Here is a 16,837-nt window from a genome sequence, read left to right as displayed (position 1 = left end):
ACTTTCGGATTGCTGACCGCAACCGTCTTTCTGGCCGGATGCCAGACGTGGCATAGCCCATATCGTGGAAACGAGTGGCGAATGGATCAGGTAATGGATGGGGACCCCTACCGTGTCGGGGACGGACAGCGTTACCGACGCTAGTTCAGTCCGGCCATTCAATTCGGGCGGCGTCGGGTCAATGATTTGCCGCCCGTAATTTTTATAATGCCGACGGCAAGATAAAACACGGTAGCCGAATTGGCTCCGACGCAGCCTGGCGTCTTGTGGGGTCAGGGTTAACCGATTGGCTGAAAAAGAAAAAACCCGCCGAAGCGGGTTTCTTTGGTGCGGTCGAGAAGACTCGAACTTCCACGGGTTGCCCCACAGCGACCTCAACGCTGCGCGTCTACCAATTCCGCCACGACCGCATCGTGGTAGGCGTCGACTTGCGCCGACGGGGGTGCATGTAGCAAAAGGATTTTGGGTGCACAAGAGCGTCGTGACAGTTTTTTGAAATTAAAAATCGCACTGCACCATCCTATATGCAGGAAGCCCGGAAATGCTGGGGTTGCGGCCGTGACGCCATTTTGCGAGAAGGCTGTGGAAAGGACTTTTTCATGCTCACACGCACGGATATCGAGACAAAAATGCTCCCCGCCGCCGGTTCGCCGCCCGTTCGCTGGCGAATCTCTGATGGCCTCGTGCCTTACGAGCAGGCGGTAGAGGAAATGGAGCGCGAGGTTAGCGCCATCGCAGCTGGCGAGGCGGACGAACTCGTCTGGCTTCTGGAGCATCCGCCGCTTTATACGGCAGGCACCAGCGCCGATGTGGCCGATCTGATCGAACCGGATCGTTTCCCGGTCTTCGCCACGGGGCGCGGCGGCGAATATACCTATCACGGCCCTGGCCAGCGGGTCGCTTACGTCATGCTTGATCTCAAACGCCGCCGCCAGGATGTCCGCGCCTATGTTGCGGCACTCGAGGATGTCATCATCCGCACACTTGATAAGATGAACGTGCGTGGCGAGCGGCGGGAGGATCGCGTCGGCGTCTGGGTCAGGCGCCCCGAAAAACCTCTCCTGCCGGATGGCGGCATGGCAGAAGACAAGATTGCCGCACTGGGTATCCGTCTGCGCAAATGGGTGAGTTTTCACGGGCTCGCGATCAATGTCGATCCCGATCTCTCGCACTTCACCGGCATCGTTCCCTGCGGCATCAGCGCCTATGGCGTTACCAGCCTTGTCGATCTTGGATTGCCGGTTATGATCGGTGATGTCGACGTCCTGCTGCGCGAGGCCTTCGAGGAGGTTTTTGGCCCGGCAGTCCCCGAAACCGGCGCTGGCGGCTGACCGCCGCAACCCTTGCCGCAGGCCGGTGTTTGATGCATCGATCACCACAAGAGGAGGAACGACCATGTTCACAACATCCGCTTACGCCTGCGACGACGGTTCTTCACCGATGAAGCTCGCGACCATCAAGCGTCGCGATCCCGGCCCGCGCGATGTCGAAATCGAAATCGAATTCTGTGGCGTCTGCCACTCCGATATCCACACGGCCCGCAGCGAATGGCCGGGCTCTCTTTACCCCTGCGTTCCCGGCCACGAAATCATCGGCCGTGTCGGCCGCGTGGGTTCGGATGTCACCAGGTTCAAGACGGGTGACCGCGTCGGCGTCGGCTGCATCGTGGATAGCTGCAGGCAATGCGCAAGCTGCGCCGAGGGGCTGGAGCAATATTGCGAAAACGGCATGACCGGCACCTATAATTCGCCTGACAAGGCGATGGGCGGCAGCGCCCATACGCTTGGCGGTTACTCCGCTCATGTGGTGGTCGATGACCGTTACGTTCTCAGCATACCCGAAGGTCTCGATCCGGCCGCTGCCGCACCCCTGCTCTGTGCGGGCATTACCACCTACTCCCCGCTGCGCCACTGGAATGCAGGCCCCGGCAAGCGGGTCGGCGTTGTCGGTCTCGGTGGCCTTGGTCATATGGCGGTGAAGCTCGCCAATGCCATGGGCGCGACGGTGGTGATGATCACGACGTCGCCCGGCAAGGCTGAAGACGCAAAAAAACTCGGCGCCCATGAGGTGATCGTCTCGCGCGATGCGGATCAGATGAAAAAGGCCGCTTCGAGCCTCGACCTCATCATCGATGCCGTCGCCGCCGACCATGACATCAACGCTTATCTTGCCCTGCTGAAGCGAGACGGCGCGCTGGTGCAGGTGGGTGCGCCGGAAAAGCCGCTGTCGGTAATGGCGTTCAGTCTCATTCCGGGCCGCAAGACCTTTGCCGGCTCGATGATCGGCGGCATTCCCGAGACCCAGGAAATGCTGGATTTCTGCGCCGAAAATGGCATCGCCGCCGAAATCGAGATGATCGATATCGATCAGATCAACGATGCTTATGAACGCATGATAAAAAGCGATGTGCGTTATCGTTTTGTCATTGATATGAAGAGCCTGCCGCGCCAGAAGGCCGCCTGACCTGCGAAGGGGGGCAGCCTTTAGCACCCCCTTCTCTCAATGGACCTTCCGGTCGAAAGCGCTATTCGAACCATGACCAGCCAGACCGGTTTCAGCGATGTCGCCAAGGGCATGACGATCATGGCGACCTGCATGTTCGTGCTGCCCGTCATGGACGCGATAGCCAAATACATGGCCGTGGTCGGCGGCATGTCACCGGCGCAGGTAACCTTCTATCGCTTCTTCTTCCAGGTGGTCTGCACCCTGCCGCTGCTGCTCATGGTCTCACCCAGCGCGCTTTTCAGCGCGAAGCGTCCGTGGATGAACTGCCTGCGCGGCGTATTGCACGCTTCGGCCAGCCTGATGTTCTTCGCCGCAGTCAAATACATGCCGCTTGCCGATGTGTTCGCGATCTATTTCGTAGAACCGTTCATGCTGACGATGATGTCGGCTCTGTTTCTCGGCGACAGGGTCGGCTGGAAGCGGTGGACGGCGATCGTGGTAGGCTTCGGCGGCGCGATGATTGTCATTCAGCCGAGCTTCGAAATCTTCGGCTGGACCTCGCTGCTGCCGGTGGCCTGCGCATTCCTCTACACGCTCTACCTCTTCCTGAACCGAGCCATCGGCGACGCCGACAGCCCGCTTGTGATGCAGACCATGTCGGGCATTGCCGGCACGCTATTCATGGGAGCGGCCCTTCTTGCCGGCGATGCGCTCGGCGACAAGGATTTCGCCGTCTCGCTGCCGCAATCGGGATTGGCCCTGGCTCTGCTCGTGCTGCTAGGATCGATATCCGGCTACATGCATCTGCTGATCGTCAGGGCTTTCAGGCTGGCCCCGCTCTCGCTGCTAGCGCCGTTCCAGTATTTCGAGATCATCTCGGCGACGATCCTCGGTTATGCGCTGTTCTCGGATTTTCCGACGCCGTCGAAATGGCTCGGTATTTTCATCATCGTCGCATCCGGCCTGTTCATCATCTGGCGCGAACGCCAGCAGGCAGGGGCCAATCGGCCGCCGCTCGACGGGCAGTGACGGGCCATGCGATAGCCATCAGGTGCCGGAAGGCAGCGGTCCTTCATCGTGATGATCCTGCGCCTCGACGAGACTGCCGAGCAGCCAGAGAGAGACTTCGGCCGCCTCTCCTGCCGATTTGAAGCGGTATGAACCGCTATATTTCGGCATGTCGAAGAACGTAACGACGAAACCGTCTCCGCTTTGCAGGCTCTCCACCCGTATCCGCTCGGGATCGATCATCACGCAGACGTAATGAGAACCCATGTTGCGCATGAAACCGGCCTTGTTGTCGTGCAGCCGCACAAAGGCAGCGCCTCCATCTACCGTCATGTGCAGGCTTCTGATCGCCTCATTGGGAAAGGCGCGGGCGAAATCCATGATCGCCTGCCCGACATCATGGCTGTTGTCCTCATCCGTCGCCCGCGACATGCGCCAGGCATAAACGGCAAAGACCAAAAGCAGCACGAAAACGATAATCCAGATCGCCATATTCATCCGGAACGCTCCCTCAGCAACCAAACATCATGGGTCGCGAATCGAACGAAGCGAACCCTGTTCGCTTTGATAGGAAACGAGGCTTGCGCGAAGTATGGCTCCCCGCATTGGCGCCAGGAGCGACGATCAGAAGCGCTTGAGGAAAGAGGCTTTTGCCAACAGCCATTGCCGACGAAGCTGCGATAATTGCACTTCGCCTTCAAACACGCCCGCGCCAGCCTTTCTCGCGGCCGTTATGACCGGTCCGGAAATGGCGACGGGCAAATAGGCCGCAAAGACGTTGCCCGAAATGCGAGCGCGTCTTGCCTTCTCGATATGATCCAGCGCATGGGCCGCGAACAGTTCGATAGCAATGCCGATCCGCTGTCGGTCCGTGCCTTCCAGGAACGTCTCCCGGTCAAGCCCGGCGGCCGAGAGCATGTCGGCTGGAATATACACCTGACCACGGCGACGGTGCAGTGGCATGAGCAGCATCATGCCGGCCATGGCCTGCGCCACACCCGCATGTCCGGCCGCTTCCGCGCTTGCCGCGGCCTCTTCCGGAGACAGAACGAGGCTGGCAAGCTGGATCAGCGCCGAAGCCGTTTCCCCTGCATAGCCTTCAAGCGCGTTGCGATCCTCGAAAGGATCATCATAGAGATCGAAGATGCGCGCCTCGATCATGTTGGAAAGCACCGATCGTGGCAGCCTGTAACGCTCGATCGTTTCCAGAAGCGCCGACGCGACGGGGTGCGACTGGCTGTCCCCATGGGGACTTCCCTCGAGCAGATCGCGCCACCATTGCATGCGCACCTCGCCTGGCAGCGCTTCACGCACGGAATCGCGAATACGCGCAATCTCGGCGTTAAAGGCATAAAGCGCTGCAAGAGCGTTGCGCCTGTCCGCGGGAGACAGAAGACAGGCGAGATAGCGGTCACGATCCGTATCGCGCAGCGTCGCAAGGCAGACGTCGAGATTTTCTGTGGGTGCCATGGTTCCCCGCGCGGAGCGTTACGTCAGCCTTCGACGGCAATCAACGCCGCAGCCACGGCGCGCGATTCCGAAAGCATGATATTGTAGGTGCGTACGGCGGCACCCGTGCTCATCGGATCAATGGAAATGCCCGCTTCCTTGAAAGCCGCGCGCAGCTCCTTCGGCAGAACCCGCATACCATCTCCCGTGCCGATCAGCAGCACTTCGATATCCTGCGCTTCCGCCAGAACCTTTTCGAAATGCCCGACGCTCAGTTCTTTGGCATCAACGGGCTCCCACCCGTAAATGCCCGAAGGCAGGAGCAGAAGCGAGCCTCGATGCGACATGTCGGCAAAGCGGAAGCCGCCATTGCCATAAGCATCTATGGGCGCCCGGCCGGGAAAATGGGCCGGGCGTATTTCGATCCCGCCGGCCATCAGACGGCAGGCTTGCCGCCGATGGCGTTGCCGGACTTTTCATCCTTCTCGTCTTCCGTGTCCTTACTATCAGGACGAAGCTTGAAGGCGATCAGCACCGGAGCGGCAATGTAGAGCGACGAGAACACGCCGATACCGACACCGAAGAGCATGGCGAAGGTGAAGGAGCGGATGACCTCGCCACCGAAGAGGTAGAGCGCGAGCAGCGCCAGAAGCACGGTCAAGCCGGTGAGGATGGTACGTGACAGCGTCTGGTTCAGCGACACGTCGATAATCATCGACAGCGGCATCTTCTTATAGCGCCTCAGGTTTTCGCGGATACGGTCATAGATGACGACGGTGTCATTCAGCGAATAACCGATAATCGTCAGGATCGCCGCGATACTGGTGAGGTTGAACTCTATCCCCAGGAACACGAAGAGGCCGATTGTGAAGACCACGTCGTGCACCATCGAAATGACGGCGCCGAGCGCAAACTGCCATTCGAAGCGAACCCAGATGTAGATCATGATCGCCGTCATGGCGAGCAGGATGCCGATCGTGGAGGTGAAGGTGAGGTCACCGGAAACGGCGGGGCCGACAACTTCAACGCGGCGGAAGTCGTATTTGTCCTCAAGCTCGCCGCGCACCATGGTGATGGCGGATTGCTCGGCATTTTCGCCGCCTTCCTGCGCCTGAATGCGGATGAGAACATCCTGCGGCGTACCGAAATTCTGAGCCTGGATTTCACCCAGGTTGAGCTGGTTCAGACGATCTCGGATATCGGCCAGATCGGCCTCACCCTGCTTGGCACGGACTTCGATGACGGAGCCGCCCTGGAAGTCGATACCGAGGTTCAGGCCCTTGGCGATGAAACCGCCAACGCAGGCAAGCATGATGACGCCGGTGATCATGAACACCACGCGACGGTAGCGCATGAACGGGATGTCGCGACCATCGAACATGGCGGTACGAACGCCCTTCGGCAGATGCTTCGGACGGCTGCGGCGAACCCAGTAACCGAACATCCACGCTGTCAGCGTATAGGCCGTGAAGACGGTCGTGATGATACCGACGGCCAGCGTAACCGCAAAGCCCTTGACCGGGCCCGTGCCCATGTAGAAAAGCACGCTCGCCACGATCAGCGTCGTCAGGTTGGCGTCAATGATGGTCGCAAAGGCGCGGGTAAAGCCATTATCCAGTGACTGGATCAGTGGTTTGCCGCTTTTCACCTCTTCGCGTATTCGCTCATAGATCAGAACGTTGGAATCGACAGCCATGCCGATGGTCAGGACGATACCGGCGATACCCGGTAGTGTCAGCGTCGATCCGATCACGCTGAGGACGGCCAGCAGCATGATGACGTTGACCACAAGAGCGATATTCGCCAGCAGGCCGAAGAAGCCATAGAACACGAACATGAAGATGAGGACGCCCACGGCGCCAATGGCGCTTGCCGTCAGACCGGCGGTAATGGAGTCGTTACCGAGGCTCGGACCGACGGTACGCTCTTCAACCACCGTCAGCGTCGCCGGCAGTGCACCGGCGCGCAGCAGCACAGCAAGGTCGTTCGCGCCCTGCACCGAGAAATTACCTGAAATCTGGCCCGAACCGCCAATGATCGGCTCACGGATGACAGGCGCGGAAATGACCTGGTTATCGAGCACGATGGCGAAAGGCTTGCCGACATTCTGCTGCGTCGCCTGCGCAAACCGCTGCGCGCCGCGGCTGTCGAAGCGGAAGGTGACGACGGGTTCATTGGTCTGCTGGTTGAAGCTTGCCTGCGCGTCGACGAGATTGTCGCCGGAAACGAGCGCACGGCGCTCCACGAGATAGGGAACCGGCGGATCGTCCTGCGAATAGAGAACCTCGGACGTCGCTGGCGGACGGCCGTTCATGGCTTCCTGCACCGGCATGGTGGTGTCAACCATGCGGAAGGAGAGCTTTGCCGTCTGGTTGAGAAGTGACTTCAGGCGCTGCGGATCCTGAAGACCAGGCACCTGCACGATGATCCGGTCGGAACCCTGACGCTGGATGAGCGGCTCGGTCGTACCGACTTCGTCAACGCGGCGGCGCACGACTTCGATGGACTGCGAAACGGCTGATGACAGGCGGTAATCGATGCCCTCATCCGTGAGATTGAGACGCAGCAGATTGTCGCCACCATCATTCATCGTCACTTCGGTAATGGAGCCGCCGACCAGCGTACCGGCGGATACCGGCTGCGTCAGGTCGCGAAGTGCGTTCTTGGCGGCTTCCAGCTGCGCCGGATCGCTGATGCGGACCTGAATCTGCTGGCCGTTGCCGGTCAAGCCCGAATAACGGATGTTGGCATCGCGAAGCTGCGTTCGCACATCGCCCACGATGGTTTCGAGCCGTTCCTTGACGATGTCGGAACGCTCGATCTTGAGCATGATGTGGGAACCGCCCTGAAGGTCGAGACCGAGCGTTACCTTGTTGTCCTTGTACCAGGCGGGCATGCCCTCCAGCTGTTTGTCCGTAAACAGATTGGGAGAGGCGATGACGACGCTTGCCAGCACAAGCAGCCAGATGAAGACTGTTTTCCAACGGGAAAAATGAAGCATTTCGATCTCGGTCAGGGTTGGGGTCGCGCTCTGCGCAACCCGTCAAAATTCGCAATCGGGCATTCGGTTGTCCGGCAGGATCAGGAAGCGGCTTCCGTCTTGACCACTTCGCCCTTCACGCGCACTTCGGCGATATAAGCACGGGCAGCGCGGATTTTCACGCCTTCGGCGATTTCGACTTCGAGTTCACTGTCATCGATGACCTTGGTCACCTTGCCGACGATGCCGCCGCCGAGAACGACCTGATCACCGCGGCGAATATTGGTCAGCGTTTCCTGGCGCTTCTTCATCTGTGCGCGCTGCGGACGGATGAGGAAAAAATACCAGACCACCATGAGCGGCGCAAACAGGAAAAGCATTTCAAGGCCGGAACCCAGCGCCGACGTGCCGCCCGCTGCATCCTGGGCAAAAGCTTGACTAATGAACATATAAAACTCCTCAACGATTACGGCACGACCTCGTATGCCGCCCCAGCTTTCAAGCCGCCGGAATATAGTGGGGAACGCCGGGATTGCAACAGATGCAGGGCCCTCGCCGTACCGATTCCGGACCTCTTAACCTTTATGGGCGCCAAACACCATGCTAGGCCGGGCGCAAAACAGACTTTTGAACATCAGACAAGCGGAAGAAACACCATGATTCGAGAAGAAACGGCCTCCCTGCTTCTTTCAGAACTGCGCCGGCTCACCGATGCCGTCGAACGGCTGGCGGGACCGGCGCCCGCCGTAAACGACTGGAATGCGGCGGATTGTTTTGTCTGGGCGCCGCTGAACTCTTTCCTGCAGCCTGTTGCCCGCCCCAACCGCATCGCGTTGAAACTCATCCGCGGCGTCGATCATGTCCGCGACATTCTCCACGAAAACACGCTGCGTTTCGCGGAAGGTTTCGCCGCCAACAACGTGCTGCTGTGGGGTGCGCGCGGCATGGGCAAGTCTTCGCTGGTGAAGGCCGTTCACGAAGATGTGCGTGCGGCAAGCGGTGTTTCGCTCAAGCTGGTGGAAGTGCACCGCGAGGACATCCACACCCTGCCCGCCCTGCTCGACATCCTCAAGGCCTCGGGCCAGCGCGTCATCGTTTTCTGCGACGACCTCTCCTTCGACCATGACGACACCGCCTATAAATCGCTGAAGGCAGCGCTCGACGGCGGCATCGAGGGACGTCCTGACAATGTGCTGTTTTATGCGACCTCCAACCGTCGCCATCTTCTGCCGCGTCACATGATGGAAAACGAGCAGTCCACCGCCATCAACCCATCCGAAGCGGTCGAGGAAAAGGTGTCGCTCTCCGATCGCTTCGGCCTCTGGCTCGGTTTCCACAAATGCGGTCAGGAAGATTATCTGACGATGATCGACAGCTATGCCACGCATTTCGATCTGGGTCTCGACCGCGACACACTGCATCACGAGGCGTTGGAATGGGCAACCACCCGCGGCGGCCGCTCAGGCCGTGTCGCCTGGCAATATATTCAGGACGCCGCCGGCCGCCTCAGGAAACCGCTCGACAGATAACACCACCGTGACGTCGGGCGAAACGCGGTGTCGTTACGACCACACCGCGTGTCGTATTCCCGAACGCCACATCTCCCCTCTCATGGTTTGCTGCACCCATGAAGTCATCTGCCCGCGGAGGAGCGGACAGGTACGGTGTTCAACCATGGAGGAGATGGATATGAGCAGGAACAGAGGCGTCGTCTACATGCGGCCGGGTCAGGTCGAAGTCCGCGACATCGACGACCCGAAGCTTGAGGCGCCGGATGGCCGCCGCATCGAGCACGGTGTCATTCTCAAGGTGATTTCCACCAATATCTGCGGCTCCGACCAGCACATGGTGCGCGGCCGCACCACGGCGATGCCGGGCCTCGTTCTCGGTCATGAAATCACCGGCGAAGTCATCGAGAAAGGCATCGACGTTGAGATGCTGCAGGTTGGCGACATCGTCTCCGTGCCGTTCAACGTCGCCTGCGGCCGCTGCCGCTGCTGCAAGTCGCAGGATACCGGCGTGTGCCTCACGGTGAACCCGTCCCGCGCCGGCGGCGCTTATGGCTACGTCGACATGGGCGGCTGGATCGGTGGTCAGGCGAAATATGTCACCATCCCCTATGCCGATTTCAACCTGCTGAAATTCCCGGATCGTGACAAGGCGATGTCGAAGATCCGCGACCTCACCATGCTCTCCGACATTCTGCCAACCGGCTTCCACGGCGCAGTGAAGGCCGGTGTCGGCGTCGGCTCCACTGTTTATGTCGCCGGTGCCGGCCCGGTAGGCCTCGCGGCTGCCGCCTCCGCCCGCATTCTGGGTGCCGCGGTCGTCATGATCGGCGATTTCAACAAGGATCGTCTTGCCCACGCTGCGAAAGTCGGCTTCGAACCCGTCGATCTCTCTAAGGGCGACCGGCTGGGCGACATGATCGCGGAGATTGTCGGCACCAACGAGGTGGACAGCGCCATCGACGCGGTCGGCTTTGAAGCGCGCGGCCACGCAGGCGGCGAACAGCCGGCGATCGTTCTCAACCAGATGATGGAAATCACCCGCGCCGCCGGCTCGATCGGCATTCCAGGCCTTTATGTCACCGAAGATCCGGGCGCGGTGGATGATGCTGCCAAACAGGGCAGCCTGTCACTGCGTTTCGGCCTCGGTTGGGCGAAGGCGCAATCCTTCCACACCGGCCAGACACCGGTGCTGAAATATAACCGCCAGCTCATGCAGGCGATCCTGCACGACCGCCTGCCGATTGCCGACATCGTCAACGCCAGGATCATTGCGCTCGACGATGCCGTACAGGGCTATGAGAGCTTCGACCAGGGCGCAGCCACCAAGTTCGTGCTCGATCCGCATGGCGACCTGCTCAAGGCGGCCTGACGCCTGCACCGGAAAACCGGTGTAATGAAACCGCCCGCTATAAACGGGCGGTTTTCCATTGGCGCGGAATGTCCCCTGTCGGAGACACTATTTCTCGCCTTCTCCCAGTGCCTCCAGCTCGGCCATTGCCTCGGAAGAAAGATAAGGCCTGAACAGACTGGAGACCTGCCGCAGCCCCCACTCCAGTTGCTGCGACCCGAATTCACTGACACCTTCCTGCAGATTAAGATAGGACGCCCAATAGGTCGAGACGATCCACAAATTCGTCAAAACCGCCTCGCGCTCCGGTTCGGGAATGTCCACCAGCTCCGCATTCTGCATCCGCGTGACGATGTGGCCGACCGCCAGACGCATGGCGGCGCTTATGGTTCGGACGGGCTCCACCAGCCCCGGTGCCAACGCCACCAGACCGACAAGATCGCGAAAAAGGAAGCGGTAGTTCCAGACGAGAGAGAACCACTGCCGCAGAAAGCCGGCATAAGTCGCCGCAGCCGCCTCGTCCGCTCCGTCAACAGTCGCGACGAGCGCCAGCGCATCGTTTTCGAAGCGGGCGAACAGGGCAAGGACCAGCGATTCCTTGGTGCGGAAATGATAATAGAGATTGCCCTCGTTGATTTTCACATCGCCGGCAATTTCGGCCGTTGTCACACGGTCCGGGCCACGTTCGTTGAAGAGACCGAGTGTAACATCTAGAATTTTTTCACGTGTCAGGGATCGCCCCGGCCGTTTCGCGCCGTTCATCATAGAAATTTCACCCCACCATTGAAAATTAAGGCGCACACCTTAAGTTACCGGTATAAGGTAAACACCTTAACAGCATGTTGCCATTGTTCAACGCGCATAAAGGACCCGCAGATGACCGACACCGGCCTTCGCAACCCCTCGCCCGAGGCGATCGGGACACAAACCGTATCGAAGCTCGCCACCGCGCGTCTCGCTCTCTCCATTATCCGCAATCCGTTGAAGGCGTTGCCGCCGGAAATCTTTCATGAACCTGCGGTTTTCACTCGCCTTGGCGACACGATGCGCGTGCATCTCGCCGATCCCGTTTTGATCCACGAGGCTCTGGTCAAGAACGCCCATCTGCTTGGCAAGGGTGAAGATGTGCGGCGCGTCCTCGGCCCGGCCCTCGGTCAGGGACTTCTGACCGCCGACGGGGACCATTGGAAATGGCAACGGCAATCCGTCGCAGGCGCTTTCCGCCACGAAAAGCTGTTGGATCTGCTTCCGGTCATGATCGAGACGGCACGACGCACGGAAGCGCGCTGGCGCTCTCCTTCCATTGGTGACATCGACGTGGGCCACGAAATGATGCGAACCACGTTCGACATCATCGTCGAAACGATGATGTCCGGTGGATACGGAATTGATGTTGCGCGGGTCGAACAGAGCATCACCGATTATCTGAAACCAACAGGCTGGACCTTCGCGCTCACCATGCTGGGGGCGCCGGAATGGCTACCTCATCCTGGCCGGCGCAAGGCCCGGATCGCCGTCGGTTATCTGCGCGAAAGCCTCGCGAAGGTGATTGCCGGACGGCGGAAAAATCCATCCGAAAGGAACGACCTCGTCTCGATGCTGCTGGAGGCCAGGGATCCTGAAACCGGACGCATGATGACCGACACGGAAATCGTCGACAATCTCCTGACATTCATCACCGCCGGCCACGAAACGACGGCGCTCGGTCTCGCATGGACGTTTCACCTTCTGTCGAAGAACCGTGAAACGGAGAGAAAAATCCTCGAGGAAATCGACACCGTCACTGCCGGTGAACCGGTCGCGGCGGAACACATCGCCGGCCTGACCTATACCCGACAGGTGTTCTCGGAAGCGATGCGGCTTTACCCGCCAGCTCCGGTCATTACACGCACGGCGCTTGAAGACTTCAGGCTCGGCGGGCATGATATTCCGGCGGGCACCGTTCTTTACGTGCCCATCTATGCCGTGCACCGCCACTCCGCCTTGTGGGACGAGCCCGAGCGCTTCGATCCGTCGCGCTTCGGACCGGAAAAGACGAAGGCGCGCCACCGCTATGCCTATATGCCATTCGGGGCGGGACCCCGCATCTGCATCGGCAATGCTTTTGCGATGATGGAAGCCGTCGCGATTCTGGCCGTTCTTCTGCAAGGCCTTCATCTGGAAAACAGGTCAACGGCAACTGCGGCACCGCTGATGCGGGTAACATTGCGGCCGGAAAGTCGCCTGACGATGCGGATCGTGCAACGGAAAAACAAATCGCCCGCGGCGTGAACCACCGCGGGCGATGAATGGAGGCCCCCTGGGTCACCGAACGGTGACGATCACAGGTCGACGTCGAGGATCGCCATCGAGAAATTGTAGGAACGGTCGCCGTCTTCGTCATCGATGTAAACGACGCCGAGAAACTCTTCGCCAAGATACACTTCGGCGGAATCGTCCTTGCGCGGACGCGCCTTGACCACCATCGTCGGGTTGAAGGTACGCTTGAAGTAGGCGTCGAGTTTTTTGATTTCGTCGGCTTTCACCACTATTCTCCTGTGCGGTTCGCGTTGGCCCGCTTTTGGCATGGGACAAAGGCCAAAGTAAAGTGAAAGCGGCAGGTCATCCGTGTCTTCCACACGGACGACGGCAAAAAACCCGGCCACCTGTCAGCGCGAGAGTGCCGCTCAGATATCGGCTCCGATGAGCTGGTCCATCAGGCGCGAGGGTTCAGAACACCCTGCTTCTCCCACCACCCGCGCCGGCACGCCGGCAACCGTGGTCTTCGGCGGAACCGGCTTCAGCACTACAGATCCTGCGGCGATGCGCGAGCAGCTGCCGATTTCGATATTGCCGAGGATTTTCGCCCCCGCGCCGATCATCACACCGTTGGCGATCTTCGGGTGGCGATCCGCCCCTTCCTTGCCGGTGCCGCCGAGGGTGACGCCATGCAGGATGGAGACATTATCGCCGATGACTGCCGTTTCGCCGACCACCAGCCCGGTGGCGTGGTCGAGGAAGATGCCCTTGCCGATGCGTGCTGCGGGGTTGATATCGGTCTGGAAAATGCTCGAAGACCGGCTCTGCAGATAAAGCGCGAAATCCTTGCGGCCTTTCTGCAGCAGCCAGTGGGCAAGCCTATGGGTCTGGATGGCCTGGAAACCCTTGAAATAAAGCAGCGGTTCCATGAAGCGCGTGCAGGCCGGATCGCGATCGTAAACGGCCTGGATGTCGACGCGGAGAACGCTTCCCCATTCCGGCCAGTCATCCAGCATGTCCTGGAAGGTCTGACGCAACAGCACGGCCTGTATGTCCGGATGGTCGAGAAGTTCGCAGATACGGTAGATCACACATTCTTCGAGAGACCGGTGGTTGAGGATCGTCGAATAAAGAAAGGCTGAAAGCAGCGGATCCTGTGCAGCGGCGCTGCGCGCTTCATGCAGCAGGCTGCCCCAGATCGGGTCGACGATCGCCAGCTGTTCAGGCTGACGGGCCTCGGTACGTGCGACCATGAACGGTCTCCTCGTTTGCAGTGGTCGTTCTTTATACAGAAAAAGACGTGCATTAGAAATGGGATTCGAATGACGACTTTAAAGGCGGCACGGCTTCAGTTTTTCTTCATGCAGCTTGAAAAACCGTTTCTTGCCGAACTGCGCTTTGCCGCGCTTCTGCGCGGAAAGCCTGCACGGTTTTTCCTCGAAAATGCGTCAACTCAGAACGAACGGTAGAAATCCAGCACCGCCGCCTTGAACACGCGGTCGCCGACGGCCAGCATGTGGTCGCGGCCGGGAATGTCGATCGCCCGCGCGTGCGGCATGATGGCAGCGAGCTCTTCACCGGAGCCGGCAATATCGTCCTTCGTTCCCACCGCGATCAGCGTCGGCGCATCTATCTTTGCCGCCTGGTCGCGTGTGACGAGAACCCGCGATGTCTCGATGCAGGCGGCAAGCGCCAGGCGGTCGCTTTTCGTCTGATCGGCAAAGGCTCGGAACATGCGGCCGCGCTCATGGGTCACGACATCGAGCGAAGGCGCGAGAAGCGCCTCTGCGATCGGGTCCCAGTCGCCCACACCTTCGACCATGCCGATGCCGAGCCCGCCGAAGACCAGAGAACGCACGCGCTCGGGATGCGCCATGGCCAGGAAGGCGGAAATGCGCGCACCCATGGAGTAACCCATCACATGCGTCTCTGCGATGCCGAGATGGTTGAGCAGCGCCACCGCATCTTCGGCCATGACGGACGGATAATAGGCCTCCGTATCATGCGGCTTGTCGCTTGCGCCATGGCCGCGATTATCGATGGCGATCACCCGGTAGCCGGCATCTCCCAGCGTCTTCAGCCAGCCGGGATGGACCCAGTTGACGTTGGCGCTGGATGCAAAGCCATGGATCAGCAAAACCGGGTCTCCCGCCGGATCGCCTTCGTCAAAATAAGCGAGGCGAAGGCCGTCATGGAAAAAATCGGAAAACTGCGGCGTGTTGAGATTCATCAAGGACATCCTTTTTGCCGGACCATATGGCAGGAATTAGCAATGTTGAACATGTTTTGCTGACGATTTTTATGGAGATGCAATGCGTTTGAGGCTACATATCCGCAACGACGAGCCGGCATGCGAAGCCGGATTGCGGCTCTACAACGATATTGCATTTGGAGACGAACATGGCCGGGCATACCATTCCCCACTTCCAGAACGATGGCGGACACCGCATGATCGAGATCGGCGTCAAGGAATTCATGTGCACCGGCGCTTCCGTTCCTTACGATCATCCGCATATCTTCATCGATATGGGCGACGACAATGAGAAGGTCTGTTCCTACTGCTCCACCCTTTATCGCTACAATCCGTCGCTGAAGGCCGAGCAGACCAATCCTCCGGGCTGCGTTTTCCACGTGAAGGCTGCCTGACCTCCACTTTTCCTGATCGGGGCGCATCATGCCCATAAAATCCGTAGCCATTATCGGTGCCGGCATTGCCGGTCTCACCGCTGCCCTTTCTTTTGCCCGGCACGGTATAGACTGCGACATCATCGAACAGGCCGGCGAACTGACGGAAGTAGGCGCCGGCCTGCAGATTTCGCCCAATGCCGCCCGCATTCTCGCCACGCTTGGCGTGCTGCCTGCCATCGAGGCGCGCTGGACCGAGCCCGTCAGTGTCGAACTCGCCTCCGGAAAATCGCTCGCAACGCTGCTCTCCCTGCCTGTGGGCGCGGTGGCGCGTACACGCTGGGGCGCACCCTATGGCGTGCTGCACCGCTCCACCCTGCAAAGCGCACTTCTCCAGACGGTGACAGATAATCCGCTATGCCGGTTGCATCTCGGCAAACGCATCGAAAACGCGACGGCCGATGTGATTGCCGCAACCACATTCCGCGACCATGATCTGATTGTCGGCGCGGACGGTGTCTGGTCGGCGGCCCGCTTTGCCGTTCCTGCCGCTCCCACCGCCACCTTCTCCGGCAATGTCGCCTGGCGCTTCACCGTTGCCGCCAATGCCGTGCCGTCGGCCATCAACAAAAGCGCCGTCACGGCCTATCTCGGCTCGGGTGGCCATATCGTCGCCTATCCGCTGAAAGAAGTCGGCGGTTTCAACATCGTCGCCATCGCGCTTGGCGCCGATCCCGGCGCGACGTGGCGGGCGGAATCGAGCGGGCGGCAGAAAGCCCTGCTTCTTGAACAGTTTCGCGGCTTCAGCCCTGACATCGTCCGGTTGCTCGATTCGTCCGAAAACCCGACCTTCTGGCCGCTTTATCAGGCCGGCCCCGGCCGCTGGCACAATGGCCGGGACACGGTGCTGATCGGCGACGCAGCGCATGCCATGATGCCGTTCGCCGCCCAGGGGGCAGCCATGGCGATCGAGGATGCGTTTGAACTCGCGGGAACCATGGTGGGCAGCGATGCTGCAGCCACCCTGCCCACGCCGCAGGCTCTTGCCGCCTTCGAGGCGCTGCGCCTGCCGCGCATAGAAAAGGCCCGCAAGCGGGCCTCTCTCAATCGTTTTGCCTATCACGCCACAGGCCCGGTGCGTATCGCGCGGGACTTCGTGTTTTCCACGCGTCCCACCGACGCCTTCCTGAAGGACTTCGACTGGCTCTACGGCTATCGCGCCACGGGCTGAGG

The 16,837-nt window shown here is 60.0% G+C and carries 18 protein-coding genes and 1 tRNA gene; 9 read left to right on the top strand and 10 right to left on the bottom strand.

Going from position 1 to position 16,837, the window contains the following annotated elements; all coding sequences use genetic code 11:
• Positions 1-325: 325 nt before the first annotated feature.
• Positions 326-410, bottom strand: a tRNA-Leu gene (locus tag DOU54_RS06905).
• A gap of 189 nt (positions 411-599) precedes the next feature.
• Between DOU54_RS06905 and lipB the strand changes: the two genes are divergently transcribed.
• The 3 genes from lipB (at position 600) to DOU54_RS06890 (ending at position 3,474) form a co-directional block, all read left to right on the top strand.
• Positions 600-1,331, top strand: coding sequence for a lipoyl(octanoyl) transferase LipB (lipB, locus tag DOU54_RS06900; protein WP_006697422.1), 732 nt, complete (start codon positions 600-602; stop codon positions 1,329-1,331).
• A gap of 64 nt (positions 1,332-1,395) precedes the next feature.
• The gene (locus DOU54_RS06895; RefSeq protein WP_113380597.1) at positions 1,396-2,463 is read left to right on the top strand and encodes an NAD(P)-dependent alcohol dehydrogenase; all 1,068 of its coding nucleotides are present in this window, start codon (positions 1,396-1,398) and stop codon (positions 2,461-2,463) included.
• 72 nt (positions 2,464-2,535) lie between these two features.
• Complete coding sequence (locus DOU54_RS06890; protein ID WP_162749519.1) at positions 2,536-3,474, top strand: DMT family transporter; 939 nt, start codon at positions 2,536-2,538, stop codon at positions 3,472-3,474.
• Between the two features lie 18 nt (positions 3,475-3,492).
• Here the strand turns inward: DOU54_RS06890 and DOU54_RS06885 are convergent, their stop codons facing one another.
• The 5 genes from DOU54_RS06885 to yajC form a co-directional block, all read right to left on the bottom strand.
• A complete protein-coding gene (locus DOU54_RS06885) occupies positions 3,493-3,951 on the bottom strand; it encodes a hypothetical protein (protein WP_113380596.1) in 459 nt (152 codons plus the stop codon).
• Between the two features lie 126 nt (positions 3,952-4,077).
• The gene (locus DOU54_RS06880; RefSeq protein WP_004441906.1) at positions 4,078-4,923 is read right to left on the bottom strand and encodes a phytoene/squalene synthase family protein; all 846 of its coding nucleotides are present in this window, start codon (positions 4,921-4,923) and stop codon (positions 4,078-4,080) included.
• A 23-nt stretch (positions 4,924-4,946) separates the two neighbouring features.
• Entirely contained in the window at positions 4,947-5,339 is a 393-nt protein-coding gene (locus DOU54_RS06875) for an Mth938-like domain-containing protein (protein WP_022556191.1), read from the bottom strand.
• Positions 5,339-7,903, bottom strand: coding sequence for a protein translocase subunit SecDF (gene secDF, locus DOU54_RS06870; protein WP_113380595.1), 2,565 nt, complete (start codon positions 7,901-7,903; stop codon positions 5,339-5,341). Before secDF ends, DOU54_RS06875 begins: the two co-directional genes overlap by 1 nt.
• Positions 7,904-7,983: 80 nt before the next feature.
• On the bottom strand, positions 7,984-8,331 hold the full coding sequence (gene yajC / locus DOU54_RS06865) for a preprotein translocase subunit YajC (RefSeq protein WP_004441911.1): 348 nt from the start codon (positions 8,329-8,331) through the stop codon (positions 7,984-7,986).
• A gap of 207 nt (positions 8,332-8,538) precedes the next feature.
• Here yajC and DOU54_RS06860 point away from each other — a divergent pair, with 207 nt between their 5' ends.
• Together DOU54_RS06860 and fdhA are read left to right on the top strand one after the other, a co-directional pair.
• Positions 8,539-9,411 (top strand): ATP-binding protein, encoded by an 873-nt coding sequence (locus DOU54_RS06860; RefSeq protein ID WP_006697417.1) that lies wholly within the window; start codon positions 8,539-8,541, stop codon positions 9,409-9,411.
• A gap of 160 nt (positions 9,412-9,571) precedes the next feature.
• Complete coding sequence (gene fdhA / locus DOU54_RS06855; RefSeq protein WP_004441915.1) at positions 9,572-10,762, top strand: formaldehyde dehydrogenase, glutathione-independent; 1,191 nt, start codon at positions 9,572-9,574, stop codon at positions 10,760-10,762.
• Positions 10,763-10,849: 87 nt separating this feature from the next.
• Here the strand turns inward: fdhA and DOU54_RS06850 are convergent, their stop codons facing one another.
• Complete coding sequence (locus DOU54_RS06850; RefSeq protein ID WP_022556193.1) at positions 10,850-11,506, bottom strand: TetR/AcrR family transcriptional regulator; 657 nt, start codon at positions 11,504-11,506, stop codon at positions 10,850-10,852.
• 111 nt (positions 11,507-11,617) lie between these two features.
• Between DOU54_RS06850 and DOU54_RS06845 the strand changes: the two genes are divergently transcribed.
• A complete protein-coding gene (locus tag DOU54_RS06845; RefSeq protein WP_113380594.1) occupies positions 11,618-13,012 on the top strand; it encodes a cytochrome P450 in 1,395 nt (464 codons plus the stop codon).
• A 50-nt stretch (positions 13,013-13,062) separates the two neighbouring features.
• Here the strand turns inward: DOU54_RS06845 and DOU54_RS06840 are convergent, their stop codons facing one another.
• Both DOU54_RS06840 and cysE read right to left on the bottom strand, forming a co-directional pair.
• Positions 13,063-13,266, bottom strand: a complete 204-nt coding sequence (locus tag DOU54_RS06840; RefSeq protein ID WP_003524869.1) for a DUF3126 family protein — start codon at positions 13,264-13,266, stop codon at positions 13,063-13,065.
• A gap of 141 nt (positions 13,267-13,407) precedes the next feature.
• Positions 13,408-14,232 (bottom strand): serine O-acetyltransferase, encoded by an 825-nt coding sequence (gene cysE, locus DOU54_RS06835; protein WP_004441918.1) that lies wholly within the window; start codon positions 14,230-14,232, stop codon positions 13,408-13,410.
• Positions 14,233-14,301: 69 nt separating this feature from the next.
• Between cysE and DOU54_RS27365 the strand changes: the two genes are divergently transcribed.
• Positions 14,302-14,448: a hypothetical protein gene (locus DOU54_RS27365; RefSeq protein WP_160200347.1), complete on the top strand. Its 147-nt coding sequence runs from the start codon at positions 14,302-14,304 to the stop codon at positions 14,446-14,448.
• On the opposite strand, the gene DOU54_RS06830 is transcribed toward DOU54_RS27365, so the two are convergent.
• Positions 14,433-15,209, bottom strand: a complete 777-nt coding sequence (locus DOU54_RS06830) for an alpha/beta fold hydrolase (protein WP_004441923.1) — start codon at positions 15,207-15,209, stop codon at positions 14,433-14,435. The genes DOU54_RS27365 and DOU54_RS06830 overlap by 16 nt on opposite strands.
• Positions 15,210-15,379: 170 nt before the next feature.
• On the opposite strand from DOU54_RS06830, the gene DOU54_RS06825 reads away from it, so the two are divergent.
• Both DOU54_RS06825 and DOU54_RS06820 read left to right on the top strand, forming a co-directional pair.
• Positions 15,380-15,625: a zinc-finger domain-containing protein gene (locus tag DOU54_RS06825; protein ID WP_004441925.1), complete on the top strand. Its 246-nt coding sequence runs from the start codon at positions 15,380-15,382 to the stop codon at positions 15,623-15,625.
• Positions 15,626-15,653: 28 nt separating this feature from the next.
• Positions 15,654-16,835: an FAD-dependent monooxygenase gene (locus DOU54_RS06820; protein WP_113380593.1), complete on the top strand. Its 1,182-nt coding sequence runs from the start codon at positions 15,654-15,656 to the stop codon at positions 16,833-16,835.
• Positions 16,836-16,837 lie beyond the last annotated feature (2 nt).

Source organism: Agrobacterium sp. MS2, assembly GCF_003261015.1.
In the GTDB taxonomy this organism is placed as follows: domain Bacteria; phylum Pseudomonadota; class Alphaproteobacteria; order Rhizobiales; family Rhizobiaceae; genus Agrobacterium; species Agrobacterium pusense.
The sequence above is the reverse complement of the archived record's forward strand: the minus strand, read 5'-3'. Positions and strand labels throughout refer to the sequence as shown.